General features: G+C 69.0%; 24 protein-coding genes. 11 read left to right on the forward strand and 13 right to left on the reverse strand.

The features are described from left to right. The first annotated feature begins 320 nt into the window (after positions 1 to 320). Both AC3WSN_RS00945 and AC3WSN_RS00950 read left to right on the forward strand, forming a co-directional pair. Positions 321 to 605, forward strand: coding sequence for a DUF4164 family protein (locus AC3WSN_RS00945; protein WP_492535717.1), 285 nt, complete (start codon positions 321 to 323; stop codon positions 603 to 605). A 54-nt stretch (positions 606 to 659) separates the two neighbouring features. Continuing rightward, a complete protein-coding gene (locus tag AC3WSN_RS00950) occupies positions 660 to 1,031 on the forward strand; it encodes a cell division protein ZapA (protein WP_192706978.1) in 372 nt (123 codons plus the stop codon). Positions 1,032 to 1,138: 107 nt separating this feature from the next. Here the strand turns inward: AC3WSN_RS00950 and AC3WSN_RS00955 are convergent, their stop codons facing one another. The 3 genes from AC3WSN_RS00955 to madL form a co-directional block, all read right to left on the reverse strand. Beyond that, positions 1,139 to 1,807: a GntR family transcriptional regulator gene (locus AC3WSN_RS00955; RefSeq protein ID WP_492535718.1), complete on the reverse strand. Its 669-nt coding sequence runs from the start codon at positions 1,805 to 1,807 to the stop codon at positions 1,139 to 1,141. Positions 1,808 to 1,930: 123 nt separating this feature from the next. Further along, the gene (gene madM / locus AC3WSN_RS00960) at positions 1,931 to 2,695 is read right to left on the reverse strand and encodes a malonate transporter subunit MadM (RefSeq protein ID WP_492542978.1); all 765 of its coding nucleotides are present in this window, start codon (positions 2,693 to 2,695) and stop codon (positions 1,931 to 1,933) included. Positions 2,696 to 2,712: 17 nt separating this feature from the next. Further along, positions 2,713 to 3,171, reverse strand: coding sequence for a malonate transporter subunit MadL (gene madL / locus AC3WSN_RS00965; RefSeq protein WP_192706980.1), 459 nt, complete (start codon positions 3,169 to 3,171; stop codon positions 2,713 to 2,715). A gap of 226 nt (positions 3,172 to 3,397) precedes the next feature. Here madL and mdcA point away from each other — a divergent pair, with 226 nt between their 5' ends. From mdcA to AC3WSN_RS01005, 8 genes are all read left to right on the forward strand, one after another. Next, positions 3,398 to 5,044: a malonate decarboxylase subunit alpha gene (mdcA, locus tag AC3WSN_RS00970; protein WP_492535721.1), complete on the forward strand. Its 1,647-nt coding sequence runs from the start codon at positions 3,398 to 3,400 to the stop codon at positions 5,042 to 5,044. Between the two features lie 190 nt (positions 5,045 to 5,234). Next, positions 5,235 to 5,543, forward strand: a complete 309-nt coding sequence (gene mdcC / locus AC3WSN_RS00975; RefSeq protein WP_192706982.1) for a malonate decarboxylase acyl carrier protein — start codon at positions 5,235 to 5,237, stop codon at positions 5,541 to 5,543. Between the two features lie 2 nt (positions 5,544 to 5,545). Continuing rightward, the gene (locus AC3WSN_RS00980) at positions 5,546 to 6,475 is read left to right on the forward strand and encodes a biotin-independent malonate decarboxylase subunit beta (protein ID WP_492535722.1); all 930 of its coding nucleotides are present in this window, start codon (positions 5,546 to 5,548) and stop codon (positions 6,473 to 6,475) included. Then, a complete protein-coding gene (gene mdcE / locus AC3WSN_RS00985; RefSeq protein ID WP_492535724.1) occupies positions 6,462 to 7,178 on the forward strand; it encodes a biotin-independent malonate decarboxylase subunit gamma in 717 nt (238 codons plus the stop codon). The genes AC3WSN_RS00980 and mdcE overlap by 14 nt, the downstream gene beginning before the upstream one ends. Then, entirely contained in the window at positions 7,171 to 7,830 is a 660-nt protein-coding gene (gene mdcG, locus AC3WSN_RS00990) for a malonate decarboxylase holo-[acyl-carrier-protein] synthase (RefSeq protein WP_492535726.1), read from the forward strand. Before mdcE ends, mdcG begins: the two co-directional genes overlap by 8 nt. Next, a complete protein-coding gene (locus tag AC3WSN_RS00995) occupies positions 7,827 to 8,753 on the forward strand; it encodes a malonate decarboxylase subunit epsilon (protein WP_492535728.1) in 927 nt (308 codons plus the stop codon). Before mdcG ends, AC3WSN_RS00995 begins: the two co-directional genes overlap by 4 nt. Before the next feature lie 175 nt (positions 8,754 to 8,928). Then, positions 8,929 to 9,912: a GDP-mannose 4,6-dehydratase gene (gene gmd, locus AC3WSN_RS01000; protein ID WP_192706987.1), complete on the forward strand. Its 984-nt coding sequence runs from the start codon at positions 8,929 to 8,931 to the stop codon at positions 9,910 to 9,912. A 68-nt stretch (positions 9,913 to 9,980) separates the two neighbouring features. Next, complete coding sequence (locus AC3WSN_RS01005; protein WP_492535730.1) at positions 9,981 to 11,462, forward strand: aldehyde dehydrogenase; 1,482 nt, start codon at positions 9,981 to 9,983, stop codon at positions 11,460 to 11,462. A 46-nt stretch (positions 11,463 to 11,508) separates the two neighbouring features. Here AC3WSN_RS01005 and AC3WSN_RS01010 read toward each other — a convergent pair whose 3' ends face one another. Genes AC3WSN_RS01010 through AC3WSN_RS01020 form a run of 3 tightly spaced genes read right to left on the reverse strand, consistent with a single transcriptional unit; the run spans position 11,509 to position 14,110 of the window. Next, positions 11,509 to 11,637 (reverse strand): DUF2474 family protein, encoded by a 129-nt coding sequence (locus AC3WSN_RS01010; RefSeq protein WP_192706989.1) that lies wholly within the window; start codon positions 11,635 to 11,637, stop codon positions 11,509 to 11,511. A gap of 11 nt (positions 11,638 to 11,648) precedes the next feature. Further along, complete coding sequence (cydB, locus tag AC3WSN_RS01015) at positions 11,649 to 12,662, reverse strand: cytochrome d ubiquinol oxidase subunit II (RefSeq protein ID WP_492535732.1); 1,014 nt, start codon at positions 12,660 to 12,662, stop codon at positions 11,649 to 11,651. Between the two features lie 5 nt (positions 12,663 to 12,667). Beyond that, entirely contained in the window at positions 12,668 to 14,110 is a 1,443-nt protein-coding gene (locus AC3WSN_RS01020) for a cytochrome ubiquinol oxidase subunit I (RefSeq protein WP_192706991.1), read from the reverse strand. Positions 14,111 to 14,305: 195 nt separating this feature from the next. Here AC3WSN_RS01020 and AC3WSN_RS01025 point away from each other — a divergent pair, with 195 nt between their 5' ends. After that, positions 14,306 to 15,118: a universal stress protein gene (locus tag AC3WSN_RS01025; RefSeq protein ID WP_492535735.1), complete on the forward strand. Its 813-nt coding sequence runs from the start codon at positions 14,306 to 14,308 to the stop codon at positions 15,116 to 15,118. 10 nt (positions 15,119 to 15,128) lie between these two features. Here AC3WSN_RS01025 and AC3WSN_RS01030 read toward each other — a convergent pair whose 3' ends face one another. The 7 genes from AC3WSN_RS01030 to AC3WSN_RS01060 all read right to left on the reverse strand — a co-directional run bounded on the left by AC3WSN_RS01030 (position 15,129) and on the right by AC3WSN_RS01060 (position 23,126). After that, positions 15,129 to 15,890: a Crp/Fnr family transcriptional regulator gene (locus AC3WSN_RS01030; protein WP_492535737.1), complete on the reverse strand. Its 762-nt coding sequence runs from the start codon at positions 15,888 to 15,890 to the stop codon at positions 15,129 to 15,131. 137 nt (positions 15,891 to 16,027) lie between these two features. Then, positions 16,028 to 16,972, reverse strand: coding sequence for a substrate-binding domain-containing protein (locus AC3WSN_RS01035; protein ID WP_492535739.1), 945 nt, complete (start codon positions 16,970 to 16,972; stop codon positions 16,028 to 16,030). A 36-nt stretch (positions 16,973 to 17,008) separates the two neighbouring features. Continuing rightward, on the reverse strand, positions 17,009 to 18,376 hold the full coding sequence (locus AC3WSN_RS01040; protein ID WP_492535741.1) for a methyl-accepting chemotaxis protein: 1,368 nt from the start codon (positions 18,374 to 18,376) through the stop codon (positions 17,009 to 17,011). A gap of 617 nt (positions 18,377 to 18,993) precedes the next feature. Beyond that, positions 18,994 to 19,659: a methionine ABC transporter permease gene (locus AC3WSN_RS01045; RefSeq protein WP_492535743.1), complete on the reverse strand. Its 666-nt coding sequence runs from the start codon at positions 19,657 to 19,659 to the stop codon at positions 18,994 to 18,996. Further along, a complete protein-coding gene (locus AC3WSN_RS01050; RefSeq protein ID WP_492535745.1) occupies positions 19,649 to 20,764 on the reverse strand; it encodes a methionine ABC transporter ATP-binding protein in 1,116 nt (371 codons plus the stop codon). Before AC3WSN_RS01050 ends, AC3WSN_RS01045 begins: the two co-directional genes overlap by 11 nt. Before the next feature lie 291 nt (positions 20,765 to 21,055). Then, positions 21,056 to 21,850, reverse strand: coding sequence for a MetQ/NlpA family ABC transporter substrate-binding protein (locus tag AC3WSN_RS01055; RefSeq protein ID WP_492535747.1), 795 nt, complete (start codon positions 21,848 to 21,850; stop codon positions 21,056 to 21,058). A gap of 997 nt (positions 21,851 to 22,847) precedes the next feature. Then, positions 22,848 to 23,126 carry a hypothetical protein gene (locus tag AC3WSN_RS01060; RefSeq protein ID WP_492535748.1) on the reverse strand — a complete coding sequence of 93 codons (279 nt, stop codon included), beginning with the start codon at positions 23,124 to 23,126 and terminating at the stop codon, positions 22,848 to 22,850. Positions 23,127 to 23,437 lie beyond the last annotated feature (311 nt).

The following is a 23,437-nucleotide window of genomic DNA, read 5'->3' on the forward strand; positions in this document are numbered from 1 at the left end:
ATGAACCGGCCCGGGTTAAGCCGCGCTCCGCCGCCAGGGACCGTCGAAGCGGACGGCGCAGGCTGAGGCCTCGGGACTGTCACGGATCGGCTATCCGGCCTGTCTCGCGCGGACCCTCTCGGGAGCGCGCGGCTGTCTAGCATGGCGCCCCTAGCTGTCAAACGCGCGGCCATGACAAACCTCATCGATCCACCGACCAATAAACAAGGATTGCCACGTTCCATTACGCGCCCGGATCGATCACGGTGCGGGACGCCATTTCGGACTGGAAATCCAGCAGCATTCGACGGAAAGCTTCGCGTCGAGGCGGACACAACACCATGGCCGACGCGACCGAACCCGATTCCATCGATGAAGCCCTCGCGCGTCTCGACGCGGCCCTGAGCCGCCTGGACGCCGTGGTCGCCCGCCGGATCGAGACGGCGGCCCAGCCCGACGACCGGGACACCGAGCTCGCCCTCATGGACGAGGATCGGGCGCGCCTGGCCGCTGCCCTCGACGCGGCGAGCGCCCGCCTCGCCGAGGTCTCGGCCACCACCGGCGAGGTCGGCCACCGGCTCGACCGCGCCATCGAGACCGTCCAGGATGTGCTCGGACGGGCCTGAGGCGGACGGCCCGGTCGTCTGAGCGTTCATCCGAGCAGCCCGTCGGAGCAGCCCTTGCCGCAGATCAACGTGACCATCGACGGCCGCAGCTACCGCATGGCCTGCGGAGCGGGCGAGGAAGACCATCTCACCGGCCTTGCCGAGACCCTGGACACGCGCATCGGCGAGATGCGCAAGAATTTCGGCGAGATCGGCGACATGCGCCTCCAGGTGATGGCCGCCCTCACGATGGCCGATGAAGTGTCCGAATTGCGTGGACGGCTCACGACGCTGGAGGCGCAGGTGGCCGAGCTGCGCCAAGCCACGGAGACCGCCGACCGCGGGCGCGCGGAGGATGCCGAGCGGGCCGCGACGGGGATCGGCCGTGCGGCCGAGCGGATCGGCCGGCTGGCGGATGCGCTGGGGGGATCCGCCGCGCGCGGTTGAGCGCGACGTCGATCGGCTTCGCTATCCGTGAGGTCGGATGACCGGCCGGCTCCGCGTCTCGCCGTCCCAGTTCCGCGCTGGGGCAGAAGCACGCCCGGCAACGCGTCTCAGCCGGTCTCGGCGATGTAGCGGCCGAGGGCGGCCGCAGCCCGGAGCATGTGGGCGCGCATGCGGCGCGCCGCCGTCTCGCCGTCCCCTTCCGCGATCGCCGCCAGGATCTCGCCGTGCTCCTCCCGCGAGCGTCGGATCCGGTCGGCGTGGCGCAGCTGCGTGCGCCGGAAGGCGGCGAGGCGCTCGCGGATCGCCAGCGCCTGCTCGGCCATGAAGCCGTTGTGGGTCGCCGTGTAGAGCGCTTCGTGGAAGGTGCGGTTGAAGCGGTCGTAGGCGTCGACGTCGCCCGCCTCCACCGCCTGGGCGGATTCCTCGTGCAGCTCCATGAGCTGCCCCCGCTCGAGCGGCGTCATCCGGTAGGTGGCCAGCCGCGCGCACATCGCCTCGATCTCGGCGGTGGTCTCGAACATGTCGGCGATCCGCTGCGGCGTCAGGCGCACCACGACGACGCCCCGACGCGGCCGGATCTCCACCAGGCCCGAGGCCGCGAGCTGACGCAGGGCCTCGCGAACGGGCGTGCGCGAGGCGCCGTAACGATCTGCGAGGTTCTGCTCGTCGAGGGCCGTGCCGGCCGCGATCGTCCCCGACGCGATCGCGTCCGTGAGCGCGTCGCGGATCCGGTCCGAGAGCAGCCCGCTCTCGATCTTCTGAAAATCGCCGTGCATCCGCCGATCCTAGACCATCCCGCGAGCGGCGACTGCCAGTCTTCGTGTCAGACGAGGCGGGACCGCAGCCTAATCCACAGTGTCGGATCAGGGAACGGCACGATTCCATGCGCGGCCGCAGACCTAACCGACGAGGGCGCGCACCGTCAGGAACAGGAGCGAGGGCCCGACGAGGCAGCCGATGCCGGTGTGGAACGTCGCCGTGAGCGCGCCGTAAGGCACCAGCTTCGGATCGGTCGCCGCGAGACCGCCCGCCACCCCGCTCACCGTGCCCATCAGCCCGCCATACGCCATGGCCGAGCGCGGATTGTCGAGGCCGATCAGCCGCGCCACCAGCGGCGTCCCGACCATGACCATCACCGCCTTCGTCACGCCGGTGGCGATGGACAGCGCCATCACGGTGGAATCCGCGCCGATCGCCGCCCCGGTGACCGGGCCGACGATGTAGGTGATCGCCCCCGCGCCGATCGTCGTGATCGAGACGGCATCGTGATAGCCGAACGCCACGGCGGTCAGCGTCCCGACGATGAATGGCAGGATTGTGCCGAGGGCGAGCGCCAACACGCCGAGCAGGCCGGCCCGCCGGGCTTCGATCACATCCACCTCGAAGGCCGTGGCGACGATGGCGAAGTCGCGCAGCATCGCCCCACCCATGAGGCCGATCCCGGCGAGCGCCGGGATGTCGGCGAGGCCCTTCTTCCCGCCCGTGTAAAGCCCGCCGACATAGGCCAGCACCAGGCCCAGCACGATCGCGATGGCCGAGCCGTGGACGCGGCCGTTGGTGAGGTGCTTCGCGGCATAGTTCGAGACGAGGATCAGCGCTCCGACAACCGCGAAGGCGGCCACGAGGCTCTGCTCGATGAAGACATGCTCGATGCCGTGCCAGATCTCGTGAACCATGGCGTTCAGCCCTCCCTGGCGACGACCGGCGCAGCCCGTGCGACGTCGGGAGCGTCGGCATCCCCGCCGATCACCGATCCACCGTGCGCGACGGCGGCGCTGCCCGGATCCCGGCGGCCGATCCGGCTGAGCAGGGCCACGGCGCCGAAGCACAGCACCAGCGACCCGGTCGCCGCGATCAGCACGATCGGGCCGCCGCCGACTGCAGCCACTACGTTCTGCTGGGCCGCCATGGCGACCACGATCGGGATGTACATGCCCGCCCAGAATTCGACGCCGAACTGAACGCCTTTGGTCAGGCGCCCCCGGCGGGAGAGCCAGAGCCGCGCGGCGATCAGCAGGATCATGGCGATGCCGACGCCGCCGACATTGGCCTTCACACCGAGGACAATGCCGAGAAGGTCACCGAGGTATACGCCGATCAGCGTGCAGGCTGCGAGCAGGGCGACACCGAGGACGATCATCGGCGTTGACCCTTCAGCAGGGTCGTCCATCCGGCCCCGTGCGGCAGCCGCGGCGACGCGCTCGTCATGGAGCGTCTCCTTCCCGAGTCGGCCTGATGGCCGTTGCAGTCAGTATGCAGAACGTTGACAAGATCGCAATCCCGTATACGAAACCGTGATCGGGCGGGATTTGAAAATACCGAATGGACTGCTATGTCCAGTTCGGTACACTCATTGGAGCGCGCAAATGAGCGAGTGGCGCGGCGAGAAGCTGGCCCGCGATGCCCGCATCCAGGCGGGTCGCGCCCATGCGCAAGGCAAGGTGGTTCCCGCGCGTTCCGTCGTGGATCTGCTGGAGGCGATCCTGCGGCCTGGCGACCGGGTCTGCCTCGAAGGCGATAACCAGAAGCAGGCCGACTGCCTCGCCCGCGGCCTCAGCGCCTGCGATCCCGGGAAGGTCCATGACCTGCACATGGTTCAGTCGGGGATCGTCCTTCCGGAACATCTCGACGTGTTCGAGACCGGCATCGCCAAGCGGCTCGACTATTCCTACTCCGGTCCGCAGGGCGGACGCATCGCCAAGATGCTGTACGGCGGTCAGATCGAGCTCGGGGCGGTCCACACTTACCTGGAGCTGTTCGCCCGCTATTTCGTCGACCTGACGCCCAACGTTGCGCTGATCGCGGGCGTCTCGGCGGACCGGGACGGCAACCTGTATACCGGGCCGAACACCGAGGACACGCCCACCGTCGTGGAGGCGACCGCCTTCAAGAACGGCGTCGTGGTCGCGCAGGTCAACGAGATCGTCGACCGGGTCCCGCGGGTCGACATCCCGGGCGACCGGGTCGATTTCGTGGTCGAGGCCGACACGCCGTTCTACGTCGAGCCGCTGTTCACCCGCGATCCGGCGGCAATGACCGAGACGCAGATCCTGATCGCCATGATGGCGATCAAGGGGATCTACGCCGAGTACGGCATCAAGCGGCTCAACCACGGCATCGGGTTCGGCACGGCGGCGATCGAGCTGCTGCTTCCGACATACGGGGAAAAACTTGGCCTGAAGGGCAAGATCGCCACCCATTGGGCGCTGAATCCGCACCCGACCCTCATCCCGGCGATCGAATCCGGCTGGGTCAAGCAGGTCCACTGCTTCGGCTCGGAGGTCGGGATGGATCGCTACATCCGCGAGCGGCCCGACATCTTCTTCACCGGTGCGGACGGAAGCCTGCGCTCGAACCGCGCCTTCTGCCAGACCGCCGGCCTCTATGCGTGCGACATGTTCATCGGGGCGACGCTCCAGATCGACCTGATGGGCCATTCCTCGACCATCACCCAGTCGCGGGTCGCGGGTTTCGGCGGCGCCCCCAACATGGGCTCGGACCCGCACGGCCGGCGCCATCCGTCCGATGCCTGGATGAAGGCCGGCCGCGAGGGCCAGATCGTCGGCGATCCCGCGCTGATGCGCGGCCGCAAGCTCGTTGTGCAGCTGGTCGAGACCTTCGGCGACAAGCTGGTGCCGACCTTCGTGGAGAATCTCGACGCCCTCGAACTGGCCAGGAAGATCGGCCTCGAGCTGGCGCCGGTCATGATCTACGCGGACGACGTCACCCACATCGTCACCGAGGAGGGCATCGCCAACCTCCTGCTCTGCCGCGACGCCGACGAGCGCGAGCAGGCGATCCGGGGCGTGGCCGGCTACACCGAGGTCGGACGCGGCCGCGACCGGGCGAAGGTCGAGGAATTGCGCGCCCGGGGCGTGATCCGACGTCCGGAGGATCTCGGCATCGAGCCGCTGGACGCCGACCGGGCGCTGCTCGCCGCGAAGTCGGTCAAGGATCTCGTGCACTGGTCGGGCGGCCTCTACGAGCCACCGGCCAAGTTCCGGAACTGGTAGAAGGTGAACCGTACCCTCACTGCTCGCATCGCTCCCCTCATCCTGAAGTGCCCACGTGAGCGGGACGCGAAGGCGAGCGCCAGGGATCGCAGTGGCATCGGGAGGGCTCCTTCGAGGCCTCCATTTCGCTTCGGCACCTCAGGATGAGGTGTTCTGTTTGGATCAAGGATCCTCTTGCACGGACGCGGCCATGGAATCCCTGACCTTCCGCCACACCACCAAGAAGCCGCTGCCCGGCTCGGTGCCGAACGCGATCACCGGCGTCGTGGCCTCCGGCAATCTGGAGATCCTGCTGGAGCGGGTCCTGCCGCCGGACGCCTGCGAAGTGTCCATCGAGACCCCGATCGCCGGCTACGGTGACGTCTGGGCGGCAGTGGTGGCCGATTTCATCGCCCGGGCGCAGCCGGGCGGCCTCCGCATCAGCATCAACGACGGCGGCGCCCGTCCCGACACGGTGTCGCTCCGCCTGCTCCAGGGCGCGCGGCTGATGGAGGCCTGACCATGGCTGGCAACCGCACCGCGAGCATCGATCCGGATGCCTTGAGTTGGTACGAGGCGACCGCTCGTCAGCGCGTGGTGGCGCTCACCGACCCGGGCAGCTTCCACGAGTTCCTGCCGCCGACGGAGCGGCGCATGAGCCCGCATCTGCCGCTGTTCGACCTGCCGCGCGCCTTCGATGACGGCATCGTGGTGGGCCGCGCGCGGCTCGACGGCAGCCCGATCCTGATCGCCGCTCAGGAAGGCCGCTTCATGGGCGGGGCCTTCGGCGAGGTGCACGGCGGCAAGCTGGTCGGATTGCTCCGGGCGGCGTTGGCGCTGAAGCCGAAGGCGGTGCTGATCCTGTTCGATACTGGCGGCGTCCGTCTTCAGGAGGCCAATGCCGGCGAGACCGCCATCGCGGAGACCATGCGGGCCATCGTCGAGGCCCGCGCAGCCGGGATTCCGGTGATCGGGCTGATCGGCGGCCGGGCCGGCTGCTACGGCGGCGGCGGCCTGATCGCCGGGACCTGTTCGCGGCTGGCCGTCTCGGAGGGCGGGCGGATCTCGGTGTCCGGCCCCGAGGTCATCGAGACCAACAAGGGCGCGGAGGAGTTCGATTCCCGCGACCGGGCGCTCGTCTGGCGCACCATGGGCGGCAAGCATCGCCGTCTGATCGGGGGTGCCGACGCCTTCTGCGCCGACTCCGTCACGGCCTTCCGTGCGGCCGCCCTCGATCTCGTTGGCCGCGCGCCGGCCTTCGATCTCGACACGCTTGAGGCCGAGCAGGCGCGTCTCGAAGATCGGATCGCGCGCTTCGGCGATTGCCGCGACGGGACGGATGTCTGGGCGCGTCTCGGCGTGAACGATCCGGGGACGGTGCCCGGGATGGACACCAAGGCGTTCGACGAGACCGTGGCCCGAGTCAGGGAGGCCGATCATGACGCTCGCTGAGATCCTCGCCTCACTGTTCCCGGAGGAGCATGCGGTGACGGTCCGCGACGGGCTCGTGTTGGGCAGCGGCCCGTTCGACGGCGGCCGGATCCAGGTCGTGGGCGTCGATGGCGACACGCCCCTCGGCGTCGAGGGAGCGCTGTCGCTGTCGCGCGCCGTGCTCGACACGGTGCGGGCGGGCGAGCAGGTGCCGATCCTGGTCGTGGTCGATTCCGACAGCCAGCGCATGAGCCGGCGGGACGAGCTTCTGGGCCTCAACGAATGCCTCGCGCATCTGGCCAAGGCTCTGCTCCTCGCCGACCGGTCAGGGCATCCGACGGTCGGGCTGATCTACGGCCATTCAGCCGCAGGCGCGTTCATCGCCACCGCGCTGGCAACCCGGGTTCTGGCGGCGCTTCCGGGCGCCGACCCGAGCGTGATGGACCTGCCCTCGGTCGCCCGAGTCACGAAGCTGCCCCTCGCGAAGCTTCAGGAGATGGCGAAATCGACACCGGTTTTCGCGCCCGGCCTCGACAACATGGTGGCGACGGGGGCGGTGCACGCCGTCCTTAATCCGGAGAAGTCGCTGGCCGGCCAGATCCGCGATCTCATCGCAGGGATGGAGCCCGGCGACGTGCGAGATCGCCTCGGCGAGGAGCGCGGCGGCCGTCCGGTGGCCCGCGGCGTCGCGGCGGCCGTGGCCGATCAGGCGCGCCTTGGCTGAGGGCTACAGCCGCCACGACCTCGTGCGGGCTGATCCGACGGCCTGGGCCGCGTGGCTGGCGTCGCGCCCCGACCTTGCGGGTGCGCCGCATCTCAACGGCTGGGCCGCCGCCGGTCGGCCATTAATTGTCCGCCGCTGGAACCCGGGGGAGGGCAGTGATGCCGTTCCTCTCGGCCTGCCGCTGCCACCCGCCGACGGTAAGCGGCGGATCGGGCTCGCCCTACCGTCAGCGATGCTGTCGCCCATGGTGGCACCGGATCTCGCAGCTTCCGGGCGACATGCTCCCGCCGCGTGGCAACCGACCATCGGCGCCCTGGTCGAGATCGGCCGCCACCACGCGATCGTGCCGCGGCCGTTCGGCGCCCTGCTCTGGCAGGCCCTGACCGGCCTGACCTATCTCAGCGCAAGTTCCGACCTCGACCTGCTCTGGCCGTGCCCCACGAGCGTGCCGGCCGGCCTGCTCGACCGGATCGGCTCTGTCGCGGACTCGGCTCCCATGCGCATCGACGGGGAGATCCTGCTGCCGGACGGCACCGGTGTGCAGTGGCGGGAACTGCGCGACGCGCCGGAAGGCGGATCGGTCGCGGTCAAGAGCCTGGACCGGGTCGCTCTGATGCCGGCAGCCGCGCTGCGGGCCTCGATCCGCCGATGACGCTGGCGATCCTGCTTTCCGGCCAAGGCGGCCAGCATCCGGGCATGTTCGACCTCACGGCGGACCGACCCGAGGCTCAGGCGTTCTTCGCCGCCGCCATGCCGCTCCTCGGCGGCAGGGATCCGCGCGACATCGCCAGGACCGGCGGCAATGAGCTGCACGCGAACCGCACGGGTCAAATCCTGTGCTGCGTGGCAGCGCTCGCCGCCTGGAGCGCCCTGGGCTCCGCACGACCGGCCCGCGCCATCGTGGCCGGCTACAGCATCGGCGATCTCGCCGCGTGGGGTGTCGCCGGACGCTTCGAACCGGACGTCGTCCTGACGCTTGCCGCGCGACGGGCCGAGGCCATGGACGCCGCCACCGGCCAGGGATTCGGGCTGGCCGGGATACGAGGCCTCCGGCTCGATGTTCTGGACACGCTCGCGGCCCGCCATGGATGTTACCTCGCCATCCGCAACGCCCCGGATAGCGGCGTTGTCGGCGGGCGACGGGACGCCCTCGATGCCCTGTGCTCCGAGGCGAGCGGGTCGGGGGCGCAGCGGGCCGTCATCCTTCCAGTCCAGACCCCCTCCCACACGCCGCTCCTGTCGGCGGCGACCGACGCGTTCCGGGACATCCTGGCCGCTGCGAATCAGGTGCGCCCCCCAGTCGGTGCGCCGCGCCTGATCAGCGGTCTCGACGGAGGCGCGGTTTTCCGGGCCGAGGCGGGTCTGGAAAAGCTCGCGATCCAGATCTCGCGGACGATTGACTGGGCCGCTTGTCTGGAAGCCTGCGGCGAATACGGCGCCGACCGGGTTCTGGAACTCGGTCCCGGTCACGCCCTGGCGACCATGGCGCGATCGGCGTTGCCGGAGGCGCGCGTTCACGCCCTGGAGGAGTTCCGGTCGATTTCCGGCGTCGTCGACTGGCTGTCTTCCGGATGAGACACGCGAACCAAGACTGAAAATATTGATCGATCAGCATCGATATACACTTACAACGGACATCCTCCGCGGATCGGCGGCAATCAGCTTCGGAAGATGTTGAGGTCTGGCCGCTCCTTGACGCGGATGCGGTCGCGGTCGTAGCAGCCGGTCAACTTTGGAACGAGACGGGTTCATGACGGCCAAGCGAGCGCTGATCACAGGTGTGACGGGCCAGGACGGCGCGTATTTGGCGCAACTGCTCCTGGAGAAGGGTTACGCGGTCACCGGCATCGTGCGCCGTTCCAGCCATGCCGGCGTCTTCGACCATCGGTTGAAGTGGCTCGGCATCCTGGACGAGGTCGAGCTGGTCGACGGCAACCTGCTCGACCAATCCGCCCTGCTACGCATCGTCCAGGCCGCCAAGCCCGACGAGATCTACAACCTCGCCGCTCAGTCCTTCGTCACCTCCTCCTGGCAGCAGCCGCTGCTGACCGGGCAGGTGACGGGGCTCGGCGCCGTGCACATGCTGGAATGCCTGCGCTCGGTGGCCCCGCAGGCGCGCTACTACCAGGCCTCGACCTCGGAGATGTTCGGGCTGATCCAGGAGGAACGCCAGAGCGAGACGACGCCGTTCTACCCGCGCTCGCCCTACGGTGTGGCCAAGCTCTACGCACACTGGATGACGATCAACTACCGGGAGAGCTTCGGGCTGCACGCCTCGAACGGCATCCTGTTCAACCACGAGAGCCCGCTGCGCGGCGTGGAGTTCGTGACCCGCAAGGTCACGGACGCGGTGGCGCGGATCAAGCTCGGCAAGCAGAAGGAGCTGCGGCTCGGCAACATCGACGCCAAGCGCGACTGGGGCCATGCCCGGGATTACGTGAAGGCGATGTGGCTGATGCTGCAGCAGGACCGGCCGGACGATTACGTGATCGCCACCGGGCGGACCACGACGGTTCGGGACATGTGCGCCATCGCGTTCAAGCATGTCGGCCTGAATATCGACGACCACCTGGTCATCGACCCGGCCCTGTTCCGGCCGGCGGAGGTGGAGGTGCTCCTGGGCAACCCCGCCAAAGCGAAGGCGACCTTCGGCTGGGAGGCGCAGACCAGCCTGGAAGCGCTGATCACCGAGATGGTCGACGCCGACATCCGCCGCCTCAGCGCAAACGCCTGAGCGGCCGGGCTCGCCGCCGCCCGCCTGCCGGTCCATATGGCGGGCATCTCAGCCCGGAGATGCACGCCGTGAAGACCTATCAGCTCTACATCGACGGTGAGCACGTCGATCCGGTCGAGGGCTCGTGGTTCGAGTCGATCGATCCCTATCGCGGTGAGGCCTGGGCCCGGATACCGCGCGCCTCACGCGCCGATGTCGACCGGGCCGTGGCCGCGGCCAAGCGCGCCATGTGGGAGGGGCCCTGGGCCACCATGACCGCTTCGGCCCGCGGCAAGGTGCTGCGGCGGATCGGCGACCTCGTCGAGCGGGAGGCCAAGGCGCTGGCCGAGGTCGAGGTCCGCGACAACGGCAAGCTCTTCGCCGAGATGTACGGCCAGACCCGCTACCAGCCAGAATGGTGGTGGTACTACGCGGGCCTCGCCGACAAGGTCGAGGGCGCCCAGGTGCCGATCGACAAGCCCGAGACCTTCGCGTTCACCCGGCACGAACCCGTCGGTGTGGTCGGGGCGCTGACCGCCTGGAACTCGCCTCTGCTGTTCGTGGCCTGGAAATGCGCGCCCGCGCTCGCGGCCGGCTGCGCGGTCGTGGTGAAGCCCTCGGAATTCGCCTCCGCCAGCACGCTGGAATTTGCGCGCCTGACCAAGGAGGCCGGCCTTCCGGACGGGATGTTCAACGTCGTCACCGGATACGGCGGCGAGGCGGGGACCGCCATCGTCGAGCACCCGGACGTCGCCAAGATCACCTTCACGGGCTCGGACGTCACCGGCGCGAAGGTCTACGAGGCGGCCGCGCGCCAGATCAAGCGCGTCTCCCTCGAGCTCGGCGGAAAGTCGCCCAACATCGTCTTCGCCGATGCCGACCTGAAAGCGGCCGCGGCGGGCGCGATCTCAGGGATCTTCGCCGCCACCGGGCAGACCTGCATCGCCGGCTCCCGGCTCCTCGTGCAGAACAGCATCCGCGAGGAATTCGTCACGCGGCTGGTCGAGCTCGCCCGCACCGCCAAGCTCGGCGATCCCATGCAGCCCGACACCAACATCGGACCGATCACCACGCCGCCGCAATACGCGAAGGTGCTCGACTACATCGCGCTGGCCAAGAGCGAGGGCGCGCGCTGCGTGTTCGGCGGCAACCCGGTCACCGGACCCGGGGTGATCGGCGGGCAGTTCGTCGAGCCGACGATCTTCACCGGCGTCACCAACGACATGCGCATCGCCCAGGAGGAGGTGTTCGGCCCGGTCCTGTCGATCATCGGCTTCGACGACGAGGCGGAGGCACTGAGAATCGGCAACGACGTGATCTACGGTCTGGCGGCCGGTGTCTGGACCCAGGATATCGGCCGGGCCATGCGCATGTCGAAGGGATTGCGGGCCGGCACCGTCTGGGTGAACACCTACCGGGCGGTAAGCTACATGATGCCGTTCGGCGGCATGAAGCGCTCCGGCATCGGCCGCGAGAGCGGCATCGAGTCGATCCGCGAGTTCCTGGAGACCAAGAGCGTCTGGATCTCGACCAGCCGCGATGCGCCGGAGAACCCGTTCGTGATGCGGTGACGCCAGACGCCGCGTCACCCGAGGCGAAGCGGCGTCTGCTTGGGTCTCACACCGCCTTCAGAAGCCACCGCAGCGGCAGCGCCACGGCGGTGAGGCCCCCGACGCCGCCGGCCCACAGAACGATGAACCAGCCCAGCCGGCGCAGGGATGAACCGGGTTTCGTCTCCGAGGTCATGGCCCGCTCTCCTAGTGGTAGCCCGGGGCGCCGGCCGCGACCTTGCCGCGGAACAGCCAGTACACGTAGCCGGTATAGGCCAGCACCATCGGGACCAGCACGACGGCGCCGGCGAGCAGGAAGGCTTGGCTGCTCGGGTGGGTGGCCGCGTCCCAGATCGTGATCGCCGGCGGGACGATCATCGGCCACAGGCTGATTCCGAGCCCGACATACGACAGCAAGAACAGCCCGAGCGCGCACAGGAACGGCGTCACCTCGGCGCGCCGCTCGAGGGCCACGAAGAACCGCCAGGCTAGGAGCGCGACCAGGATCGGGACCGGCGCGGCGAGCACGAGGTTCGGCCAAGCGATCCAGCGGGCCCTGAAGGCCGCGCTCAGGAACGGCATGGCGGCGGAGACGATCACGATCGCCGCCAGGGTGACGAATCCGAGCCGCCGCGCCAGCCGGTAGGCCCGAAGCTGGAGTTCCCCGTCGGTCTTCCAGATCAGCCAGCACGCGCCGAGCAGGCCGTAGCCGGCGACGAGGGCGGCCCCGGTCAGGAGCGAGAACGGTGTCAGCCAGTCCCACCAGCCGCCCGCATAGGCGCGGCCCTCCACCCGGATGCCCTGGACCAGCGCACCGAGGCAGATGCCCTGGCAGAAGGCCGCCACGTAGCTGCCCCACGAGAAAGACCGGTCCCACAGAGCTTGCGATCGCACGGTCGCGGCGCGGAAGCGCATCTCGAAGGCGACGCCGCGGAACACAAGGGCCAGCAGCATCAGGATCAGCGGCATGTAGAGCGCCGGCAGGATGGTGGCGTAGGCGAGCGGGAAGACCGCGAACAGCCCGCCCCCGCCGAGGATGAGCCAGGTCTCGTTGCCGTCCCAGACGGGGGCGACCGTGTTGACCATGACATCCCGCTCCGCCTTGCCGCGGACGGCCGGAAACAGGATCCCGACCCCGAGGTCGAAGCCGTCCATCACCACGTAGAGGAAGACGGCCGTCGCGATGAGCAGCGCCCAGATGAGCGTGAGATCGAGTGACATCGGGTTTACTCCGCGGGCTGGGCGAGGGGACGGCCGGCCGCCTGCGCACCGGCGATGAGCGCGGGTGCGGGGGTGATCCCGGCGGTGCGGATCGGCTGATCGGTGGGCGGCCCCGGTTCGTGGGCGTGGGGCGCCTGGTTGAACAGGTGCAGGAGGTACCAGATGCCCGCCCCGAACACCGCGAGGTAGACGATCGCGAAGGCGGCCAGCGAGGCGGCGACGGCTGGGGCCGCCACTGGCGAAACGCTGTCGGCGGTGCGCAGGACCCCGTAGACCGTGAAGGGCTGCCGGCCGGCCTCGGTCACTGTCCATCCGGCCGTGACCGCGATCAGTCCGGACGGCCCCATGGCCACGGCGAAGCGGTGCAGCCACCCGGTATCGTAGAGCCGGCCCTGCCGGCGCAACCACAGCCCCGCGAGGCCGAGCGCGATCATCAGAAGGCCGAGGCCGACCATCACCCGGAAGGACCAGAACACCAGCGGCAGGTTCGTCGGCCAGGTCTCCCGTGGCATGTCGTTGAGGCCGCGGACCTCACCGTCGAGATCGTGCGTCAGGTAGAGGCTGGCGAGGCCGGGTATGCCGATGCGATCCCGCACCATTCCGGCCTCCGCGTCGGGCCAGCCGAACAGGATCGCGGGCGCGCGCCGCTCCGAATCGAAGTGTCCTTCCATGGCGGCGACCTTGGCCGGCTGATGCTGGTAGGAATTGCCGCCGTGCAGGTCGCCGATGATCATCTGGGCCGGTGCCACGACGGCCGCCATCCACATGGCCATCGAGAACATCAGCCGGGCGCGCGGATTGGCACGGTCGCGCAACAGGTGCCACGCGCCCACCGCTCCGATAATCATCGCGGTGGTGAGATAGGCGCCCGTGACCGTATGGGCGAAGCGGTACGGGAAGGACGGGTTGAAGACGATCGCCCACCAATCGGCCGGGGCGAAGCGCCCGTCCGGCCCGACCACGTGGCCTGTCGGCGTCTGCATCCAGGAATTAGCCGACAGGATCCAGAAGGCGGAGGTGAGCGTGCCTCCGGCCACCAGGCAGGTCGCCAGGAAGTGCAGGCGCTTGCCCACCCGTTCCAGGCCGAACAGCATGACCCCGAGGAAGCCAGCCTCCAGGAAGAAGGCGGTGAGGACCTCGTAGCCGAGAAGGGGTCCGAGCACCGGCGCGGTGCGATCGGCGAAGACCGACCAGTTCGTGCCGAACTGGTAGCTCATGACCAAACCCGAGACGACGCCCATCGCGAAGGCGATGGCGAAGATCCGCAGCCAGTAGCGGTAGGTATCGAGGTAGACGGCTTTGCCGGTCCGCAGCCAGAAGCCCTCGAGCACCGCGAGATAGCTCGCAAGCCCGATGGTGAAGGCCGGGAACAGGAAGTGCCAGACGATCGTGAGCGCGAATTGAGTTCGCGCGAGGTTGACTGCACTGGGCAGTTCGAGGGCGGACATCGCGGTCTCCGGAGGAACGGACCCGCGACCTCTGGCGCGCTCCGGGGCGCCGTTCCTTGATCCAGCGCAAAGCCTGACCCGGCACAGGCAGGCGGCGGGCTCGGCCTCGCCGTTTGCGCTGGATCAAGGCTCCGCCCGACGGCTGCGCCGACACTGCTGCCCTGGGGCCGGACGACAGGTCTCGAGGAGGCCGCCATGAGCTACGCCAACATCCTCGTCTCGGTGGATCTCGCTGAGACCGCACCCGACCGCATCCGCCTCGCGGCCGGCCTCGCGCGCCAGTTCGATGCGGATTTGACCGGGGCCGCCGCCGCGGAGGTCCCGGCGCCGCTGTTCGCGCACGATATCCGCGACGCGCAGGCCCAGTTCGACCGCGCGCGGGGGGAGATCCTGCAGGAGCTTGAACGGGCTCGCGACGTCTTCGCCCGATGTGCCGGGGAGACCGCCCGGACCGATTGGCGCGGTGCCACCGAAAGGCCCTTCGTCCACATCATCGAGCAGGGCCGGGCCGCCGACCTCCTGGTGGTCGGACGCGCTGCTCCGGGCGACCTCGATCCGGGCCCGCTCGGCTTCGCGCTCGGTCCCATTCTCATGGAGGCCGGCCGGCCCGTCCTGGTGGTCCCGCCCCGGGTGGCCGACCTGTCGGGACGGCGCATCGTCGTGGCGTGGAAGGATACGCCGGAGGCACGCCGGGCCGTGTCCGGGGCCCTGCCGTTCATCCGCTCGGCCGATCAGGTCTTCGTGGTGACGGCAGGCGAGGGCGCCCGGTTCGAGGGCGCGCAGGATGTCGCCCGCCATCTGGCGCGCCACGGTGCTTCGGTGACGACGCACCTGCTGACCACGACCGTGAGCGACGGCGACGCGATCCTTCGGTTCGCCCGCGAGCAGGAGGCCGACCTGATCGTCATGGGTGCCTACGGCCATTCCCGCCTTCGGGAATGGGCCTTCGGCGGCGCGACCCGAGACGTCCTTCAGAGCACCGCGATCTGCTGCTTGATGGCGCATTGAGAGGCGCCGCTCAGCTGGCGGCCAGCTGCTCCAGCCGGGCGGCGTCGACGAGCCGCACGCCGCCCGGCACGATCAGGATGGCCCTCTCGCGATCCAGGCGGGTGAGCATCCGGCTCACCGTCTCGATGGTGAGACCCAGATGGTCGGCGATGTCCTGGCGGCCCATGGGCAGCTCAAGCGTCACCGAGGTGAGCCCGATCCGCGCGTAGCGCGCCCGCAGGCCGAGCAGGAAGGCGGCGACCTTTTCCTCGGCGGTCCGCCGTCCGAGGAGCATCATGTGGTCTTGCGCCAGGGTGAGTTCATAGCCGACACGCTCGTGAAGACGCCGCAGCAGGTGCGGCACGTCCTCGACGAGCGCCGTGAATGCGCGGCGATCGAAGCGGCATAGCGATACGGGCGAGAGCGCCTCGGCCGTGACGGTGAAACGCTCCGGAAGGGCGAGGCCGAGGAAATCGCCGACGAGCGCGAAGCCCATCACGTGGCGGCGCCCGTCGGGGAGGAGGCGGGACAGACGGATGGTCCCCTCGGTGACGTTGTAGACGGCGTCGGCCCGATCATCCTGAGCGAACAGGATCTGCCGCGGATCGAGCGCGATCCGTTGGCTGACCGCTTCCAGGCGCTCGAGCTCCGGACCGGTGAGTGCGGCGCAAACGCTGATCATGCGGACATCGCAGGCGGCGCAGCCGCCTTCGGACCGACCGTGCAGGCATGCGTGGCCCGGCCCCGGATCCGCGCCGGCATCGGGCTCCGGACTCGCGGGCCGGACGGTCATTCCGAACTCCTACAAGCCGCGGATTCGCAGCCGTGGCGCGAGCGAACGCCCGTTCAGAACGCGCGCAGATTGACGCGCCCTGCATAGCAGATCGAGGCCCCGCGCGACAGGTCCGGGGGCAGGAGCCTCGGGCCAGGCTACTTCGAGAATTGCATGGTCGAGATTCGGTCCGTCACCAGCGTGAACGGCACCCAATCGTATTGCGGCACGGGCCGATGCGCGATCAGCGCCAGAGCGTCGTCGATCGCCCGGCGGCCCTGCAGCGTGGCGTCCTGGTGAAGGGTCACCGCCAGGCGTTTCTGCTGCATGGCCTGCATGGCGTCCGCGGTCGCACCGATACCACCGACAAGGATCCGCCCCGCGGGGAGCCCGGACGCCTCGACGGCGTCCGCGGCGCCGAGCGCCATCGCGTCGTTGCTAGCGGCGATCGCATCGATGCCGGTGCCGTCGGCGAGCCATCCGGAAACCAACGTGCTGGCTTTCCTCCGCTCCCCATCGGCGGCGCCTTCGGCGACGAGTTGAAGGCCCGGAAACGCGGCCATCACTTCCTTGATGCCTCGCGTTCGAAGGATCGAGCCCGCGTCGTCGGGGCGGCCTGATAGGATCGCGAGGCGTCCTTTGCCGTTCATCATCTGGGCGAGCTTGCGCATCTGCAGCCGGCCCGCCACGAGGTCGCTCGGGATCACGAGAGCGATCCGCCCGGCCAACCAATCCTCGCGCGGCCCGTCGTTGATGTAGACCAGCGGGATGTCGGCCTCGCGGGCCAGGCGGGTAATCGTGACCGTCACTGCCGGCACGACCGGCATGACCAGCAGCGCGTCGACCTTCGCGGCGATGAGATTCCGGACCTGCGCGATCTGCTGCTCGGCGGCCCCTTCGGGGGCATAGGCAAAGCGTAACAGGAGGCTCCGGGCTCTCGCGTGCTCCTCAAGGCTGTCGTGCAGACGCGGCGTCGACGCAACCGGCAGGGTCATCGCGACGCCGAATGTGGTCGCGAGGGCCTGACCCGCGCCGCAGGCGAGCGCCGCCAGGGCACCTCCGAAGAACCGGGCGAGCAGCCAGGCAGTTCGTGTCCGACTCATGCGGCATGTTCCATCGTGACCGGGCCTCGTCACGGGTCAGGCGGCCCGGATGCTGTCGAGGATGCGGGCGGCCTCGTCGCTCAGGCGCTCGGCGTCGCGCGACAGGGCGCTGGCCTGGTCCAGCATCCCGATCGCTGCCGCGCCCAGAGTTTCAGCGGTCTCGGCCAGGCCGGCGCTGTGTGCGCCGACCACGCCGGTGCCCTGGGCGGCCTGCGCGACGCGCACGATCTCCCGTGTCGCGGCTCCCTGCTCCTCGACCATAGCGGCGATCAAGGCGGCGGCCCGGTTCAAGTCGTCGACCCGGGCGGTGATGTCCGTCATGGCACCGACCGCTTCGGCGGTGGAGCTCTGGATGACGGCGACGTGTCGCGTGATGTCGTCGGTCGCCTGCTTGGTCTGTCCTGCGAGGACTTTGACCTCGGCGGCCACCACCGCGAAGCCTCTTCCGGCCTCCCCGGCCCGGGCCGCCTCGATCGCGGCGTTCAAAGCGAGGAGATTGGTCTGCGCCGCGATCCTGGCGATGATCCGGACGACGTCCCCGATCCGTTCCGCGGCGCCGCTCAGTGCCTGGACGCGCGTCGTCATCCGCTCCGCCTCGATGGCGGTACCGCTGGCCATCGCGGCCGTCATCTGGACCTGGCGCCCCGTTTCCTGAACCGAGGTGCCGAGTTCCTCGGCGGCGGCCGCGATCAATCGGGCATTGGAGCCGACCTCCTCGGCGGCCACCACCGTGCTCGACCGGGTCACGGTCTCCCCCGCCGCAGACTGCATCCGGTCGGCCGTCCCGCGCAGCTCGGCCGCAGCCAACGCCACCGTCCCGACGATCTCGCACATCGCGGATTCGAAAGCCGCCGCCACTGCCTGCATCGCGATCCGGCGCTGCTGCTCGACCGCGACGCGCGTCCGATCGGCCTCCGCCTCGCGCGCCCGGGCTTGCAGCACGCTCTCCTGGAATACCCGCAGCGCACCGGCCATCGCGCCGAGTTCATCCTGCCGCTTTGCGGCCGGAAGTGCCACGGCGAGATCGTTCGCCGCCAAGTGCTGCATGGCGCGAATCATCGCGGCGTTCGGCGCAGCCACTCTGCGCAGGATCAACCAGGCGATCCAACCCGTGAAGGCAGCAGCCACAGCCATGGCCGCGGCGATCGACAGCCGCGCAACGATGCCCACCGCATCCGCTTCCGCTGCCTGTTCGACGGCTCTGGTCTCGCGATAGGTCAGCACAACGTCGATCGCCTTCGAGAAATCCGCCGAATCGATCTGCAGAGCGTTTGTGATCACGCTGCCGGCGAGTTCCATTTCACTGGCTTGGTCCAGGGCGGCTGCCTCGGCCTCAACGGCAAGGAAATGCTGCCAAGCCTCCCGCAGACCATGGGCGAGCCGCTGCTCCTTCGGTCCGGTCACCGTCGGCGCGTAGGCGCTCCAGGCCTCCGACAAGGCTTACTGTGCCCGGGCGCTCTGTGCGCGGAAGGTCCGGCGGCTCTCGTCGGACGACGCGGTGTGGGCCAGGACGTCGAGGGCGCGCAGCTCCTGGCTCAGTTGTTTCATGGTTCCCAGGATCGCCACCGCTCTCATCTCTGCGGCGACGGAGCGATTCACGTCGTTGATCAAGCCGAGACGGCCAATCGAGAACGCTCCGATCGCCATGAACAGACCAAACGGAACTATCGCGGACCCAATGATGATCGCCCAGAGTCCGACGGACGATCTCCGCGCGGGTCCGGATCTAGAAATCAACATCCAAGTTATTCCGGACCATTTTTACGTTCTGTAGCCGTTCCACAGCAGAAAATCAGATTCCTACCGATTATCAATAGATCATTGCTAGGCGATAGGTATCGAAGTGACTGAAGCGATCAAAAGGATATATTGAAAAGTATGGTCTTATAGATCGCTTAGTCGTGCAGGCTGCGCAACGATTCGAAGGGGGCTGGGCTCAAGGCACTGAATCGACCATGCGCCCTCATGACCTGCGCACGCGACACGGGCCGGACGCGGGGGCACTCGGCTCCTCCGATCGGTCAAGTGCGACGGATGCGTCGGTTGACGCGTCGGGCGAGCCGGTCGCCTGCCATCTGGACCACCTGGACAAGCAAAATCAGGACGACCACGACGGCGGCCATCATCTCGGGCCGGAAACGCTGGTAGCCGTAGCGGATCCCGAGATCCCCGAGGCCGCCGCCCCCGACCGCGCCAGCCATCGCGGAATAGCCGATGAGCGAGACGACAGCCAGGGTCAGCCCGAGCACGATGCCCGGCAGCGCCTCCGGGATCAGCACCTTGCGGATGATCTGTGCCGGGCTCGCTCCGAAGGCGCGGGCCGCCTCGACGAGCCCGTGATCGACCTCGCGGATCGCCGCCTCCACGAGGCGCGCGATGTAGGGGGCTGCCGCGACCGTAAGCGGAACGGCTGCGGCGCCGGTTCCGAGCGACGTGCCGGCGACGAGGCGGGTGAACGGGATGATTGCCACGACCAGGATGATGAAGGGCGTTGAACGCGTTGCGTTGACCACAAGCCCCAGGGCCGCGTTCAGGGCCGGCGCGGAGAGGAGCTCGCCCCGCCGGCTCGTGGCCAAGAACACGCCCAGCGGCAGCCCGACCAGGGTCCCGATGACGGCGGAGAGCGCCACCATCGTCAGGGTGTCGCGCGTCGCCTCGGACAGGAGCCCGAGATAGTCAGGCGACACGGACTGCCTCCTCTGCCCGATCGAGGTAGCCGAGGAGGTCCGCCGTGGTCGCCGCCGCACCGAGGAATGCCTGGGCCCGGGCGACGACCTCCGGTCCCGGGGACAGCGCGACGACGAGCGTGCCGAACGGCTGGCCGCCGATCTCGTCCACGGTGCCGGCCAGGATCGCCGCCTCGATCCCGGTCTCACGGGCCAGTCGCGCAACGAGCCCCGCATCGCCGCCGGGCCCCTGGAAGTGAAGCCGCAACACCGGTGCGGCGCCGGGGCGCGGCGCGGCGCCGATCCGCGCGGCAAGGCCCGGCGGCAAGGCGAGCCCGGACTCGGTGGCCAGAAGACGACGGGTGATGTCGGATCGTGGCCGGGTGAACACCTCGAAGGCCGAACCAGCCTCTACGATGGCGCCTCCCTCGATCACGGCAACCTCATCGGCGACCGCCCGGATCACCGACATCTCATGGGTGATCAGCACAATCGTGAGCCCGAGGGTCACGTTGATCCGCTTGAGCAAGGTCAGGATCGACCGGGTTGTCTCGGGATCGAGCGCCGATGTGGCTTCATCCGAGAGTAGAACCTCCGGCCCGGTCGCAAGCGCCCGCGCGATCCCGACCCGCTGCTTCTGCCCGCCCGACAGCTCGGCCGGATAGCGGGCCGCCTCCGCGTCGAGGCCGACCAGCGCGAGAAGCTCCGCGACCCGCTCGCGGATCGCGCCGCGTTTCCAACCCGCGAGTTCCAGGGGCAGGGCGACGTTGTCGGCGGCGCTGCGCGACGAGAGCAGGTTGAAATGCTGGAAGATCATGCCGACCCGGCTTCGGACCGTGCGCATCTCCCGCTCGGTCAGCCGCGAGACCTCCACGTCGCCGATGAAGACGCGTCCGCTGCTTGGACGCTCCAGGCCGTTGATGAGCCGGATCAGCGTCGACTTGCCGGCGCCGGAGCGCCCGATGATCCCGTGGATGGTACCGGCCTGCACGGTGAGGTCGACGCCGGCGAGCGCCGTGATCGGGTCCGCACCGCCCGGGATCGGATCGACCTTCGACACCTGCTCGAATCGAATGAGCTTTGCGCCGGCCTGGCGATCGGGCGGCGGCGATACGGACGCGGCCAAACGGGTCTCCCTTGTCGGGACGCGCCGGTCCGCGACACGTCGGGAAGGTCGGGCTTTGTTTATCCGTTGGCCGCTTGCCCAGGGTCAAGGCGAGCAAAGGCCAAAGCTTTCCGGCACGCGAGATCAGGCCCTCTGATCAACCGGTGCTTTGGAGAACAATCTCCCCGCTGCAAGATCGTGGCGGCTTCCGAGGCTCAATCCGATCTCGCGCAAAGATCGGGATTTCTGTCGTGCCACGATCGAAAACATCCGAAGCCGCGGATTAAGCTACGGCGAGCCTAGGGGCTGCCGTCACGCGGCTCGGACCGGGATCACCGATCCCTTGTAACGATCCTGGATGAAACGGGCGACCTCAGCCGACGTCAGCAGTGAGGCGAGGCGCTGGATCCGCTCGTCCTTGGCGAGGGCCTGCGTCGTGACGAGGACGTTGGCGTATGGATTGCCCTCGGCGCGTTCGAGCGCCAGCGAATCGCGGGCTGGGACGAGGCCGTATTCCAGCGCGTCGTTACCGTTGATGACCGCGAGCGCGACATCGTCCAGGGAACGGGGCAGTTGCGACCGCGCGACCTCGACAAACCGCAGGTCTTTCGGATTGTCGGCGATGTCCTGCAGGGTGGCGAAGGCCCCCGCATCGCTGGACCGAAGGCGGACCAGTCCGTTCGCCTGGAGGAGCTTCAACCCGCGCGTGAAGTTGGTCACGTCGTTCGCGACGGCGACCCGGGCACCCTTGGCCACTTCCGCCAGCGTCTTCACGCGCCGCGCGTAGATGCCGAGCGGCTCGACATGGACGGTGGCGACCACCGCGAACTGAACCCCCAGTTCCGCCTCCTCGGCGCGGAGATAGGGGACGTGCTGGAAGAAATTGGCATCGGCATCGCCGTCCCGCAGGAGCGCGTTCGGCCGGACGTCGCCGCTGATCTCGATCACCTTCAGGGGAAAGCCCGGAGCGAGCGTCCCGGTGACGTATTGCAGGATCTCCGCATGCGGCACCGAGGAGGCAATCACCCGCAAGGGAGCCGCCGCCAGAGCTTTGGTCGCCGACAGGGCCAGCGCTCCAGTCAGGACCGAGCGTCGCGTCGTCATCATCGATACCTCGTTCTTGTTGGGAGCGGTGTCGGGGGTTGGAGGCGATCAAACCGCCAAGTCGGCCAGGATCGCCGGCCGGTGCTGGATCGGATGATCAAGCGTGAGGGCGCAGCGTTGCATCCGGCCCGACAGCGGATTGATGCCGGCCATCGTGCAAAGGCTCTCGCGGCCGGTGATCCGGAGCGAGGCGCGGGAGCGCGGCTTCACGAGTCGGAACGGACACGCAACCCTCCAACCGGCGCTTGTGCCGATCTGTGATGGGATTACGGTCACGATAGGCCGCCCGGACGGGAATGTGCTCCCAAATTAGGCCGCATCGGCGAACAGCTTCGCTCCCAGCCGCCAGGCTTGGAGTGCGAACCGGTCGCCGATGGCTGGAGGCTCCAGCGCAAGGCGGCCGGAGGATCAGGCGCGCTTCAGCCTCTCCGAAGAATTGAGGCCGATGAGCAGACCGCAGGTCCGCCGCGCGGCCGGACCGCTCTCAGAGTGGCCGGCTCCGCCGCTCCTGCAGCCACAAAAGCCCGGCCAAGCCCATCCACGGGCAAACGAAGACTATGAAGGCGAGCAGCCCCAAGGCGGACCTCCCGGCAGACCGTGACTGACCTCAGGAAACGTCGGCGGACTTAGCGGGATCCCGTTGACTCGCGACCGCGCGGGCTTGGCGCGCCATGGCGATCAGCTCGGCGGCGGTGAGGCCGCGCGGCGGCAGCACGGGGACTGGATCGATCGCTCGCAGCGGCCGCGGTGCCGGAGGGAGCGCCGCAGCGCGTCCCGGCCAGAGCCGCTTGAGTCGCCCAGCCTTCCGCACGGTTTGATCCACCACGCATTCATCTCCCGCAAACCACGTCCAGCTACGGGTAGGTGAGAGCCGCGCGCTGGGTAAGCCTGAGCGGAACAAGGGTGAGTCCGAGCCCCGGCGTGAGCGGTATGCGATCGCCCCTGGGCGGGACCGGCCGTCGCCCTACGGCTAAGCTTTTCGCTGCGGCGGACCCGCTGGTCAGTGATCCGTGGTTCCGGCCGGGCTGCCGGCGCCGCCGCCCATGGAGCCGCCGGTGCCGCGCGGATCAGTGGTGCCCTCGCGCGGCCGACCCTTCGCGTCGTCTGCGCTTCCGGTGTTCGGCTGACTGCCGGCGCCGCTCCCGGCCCCCTGGGCTCCGGTCGGACTGCCGCTCATGCCGGCGCCCCCGCCGGCAGCGCCGCCCTGAGCCTGGGCTGTGTGGGCGCCGCCGATGAGCAAGGCGGCGGCCAGGACCGCGCACACCTGTCCGGCTTTCATGGGGTGCTCCCGATTCGACGGAACGAAGATCTCTGGTGAGATCATCGGTCAAACCGGCGCTTCGGGATGTCGTTCCCGAGCAGACACCGACCTCGGCTCGCAGATCTTCGGCGGACCAGGTGCGCGATGGCGAAACTGATCTTTGTTAAGCCGACGCTATCGAGCAACAGAGCGGCTTAGGGCCGCCGCCGAGACCATCACCTCAACGAGCGGGCTTCCGGGCAGGCGAGCGACGGGACGGGCCCAGGAGCTCGCATGTGGGATCCCGCATCGTCGATCGGCGCGCAAGCAGACGGTGCCGTCGTCTGCTC

It is taken from the genome of Methylobacterium sp. FW102-HT35C08 (genome assembly GCF_058790235.1).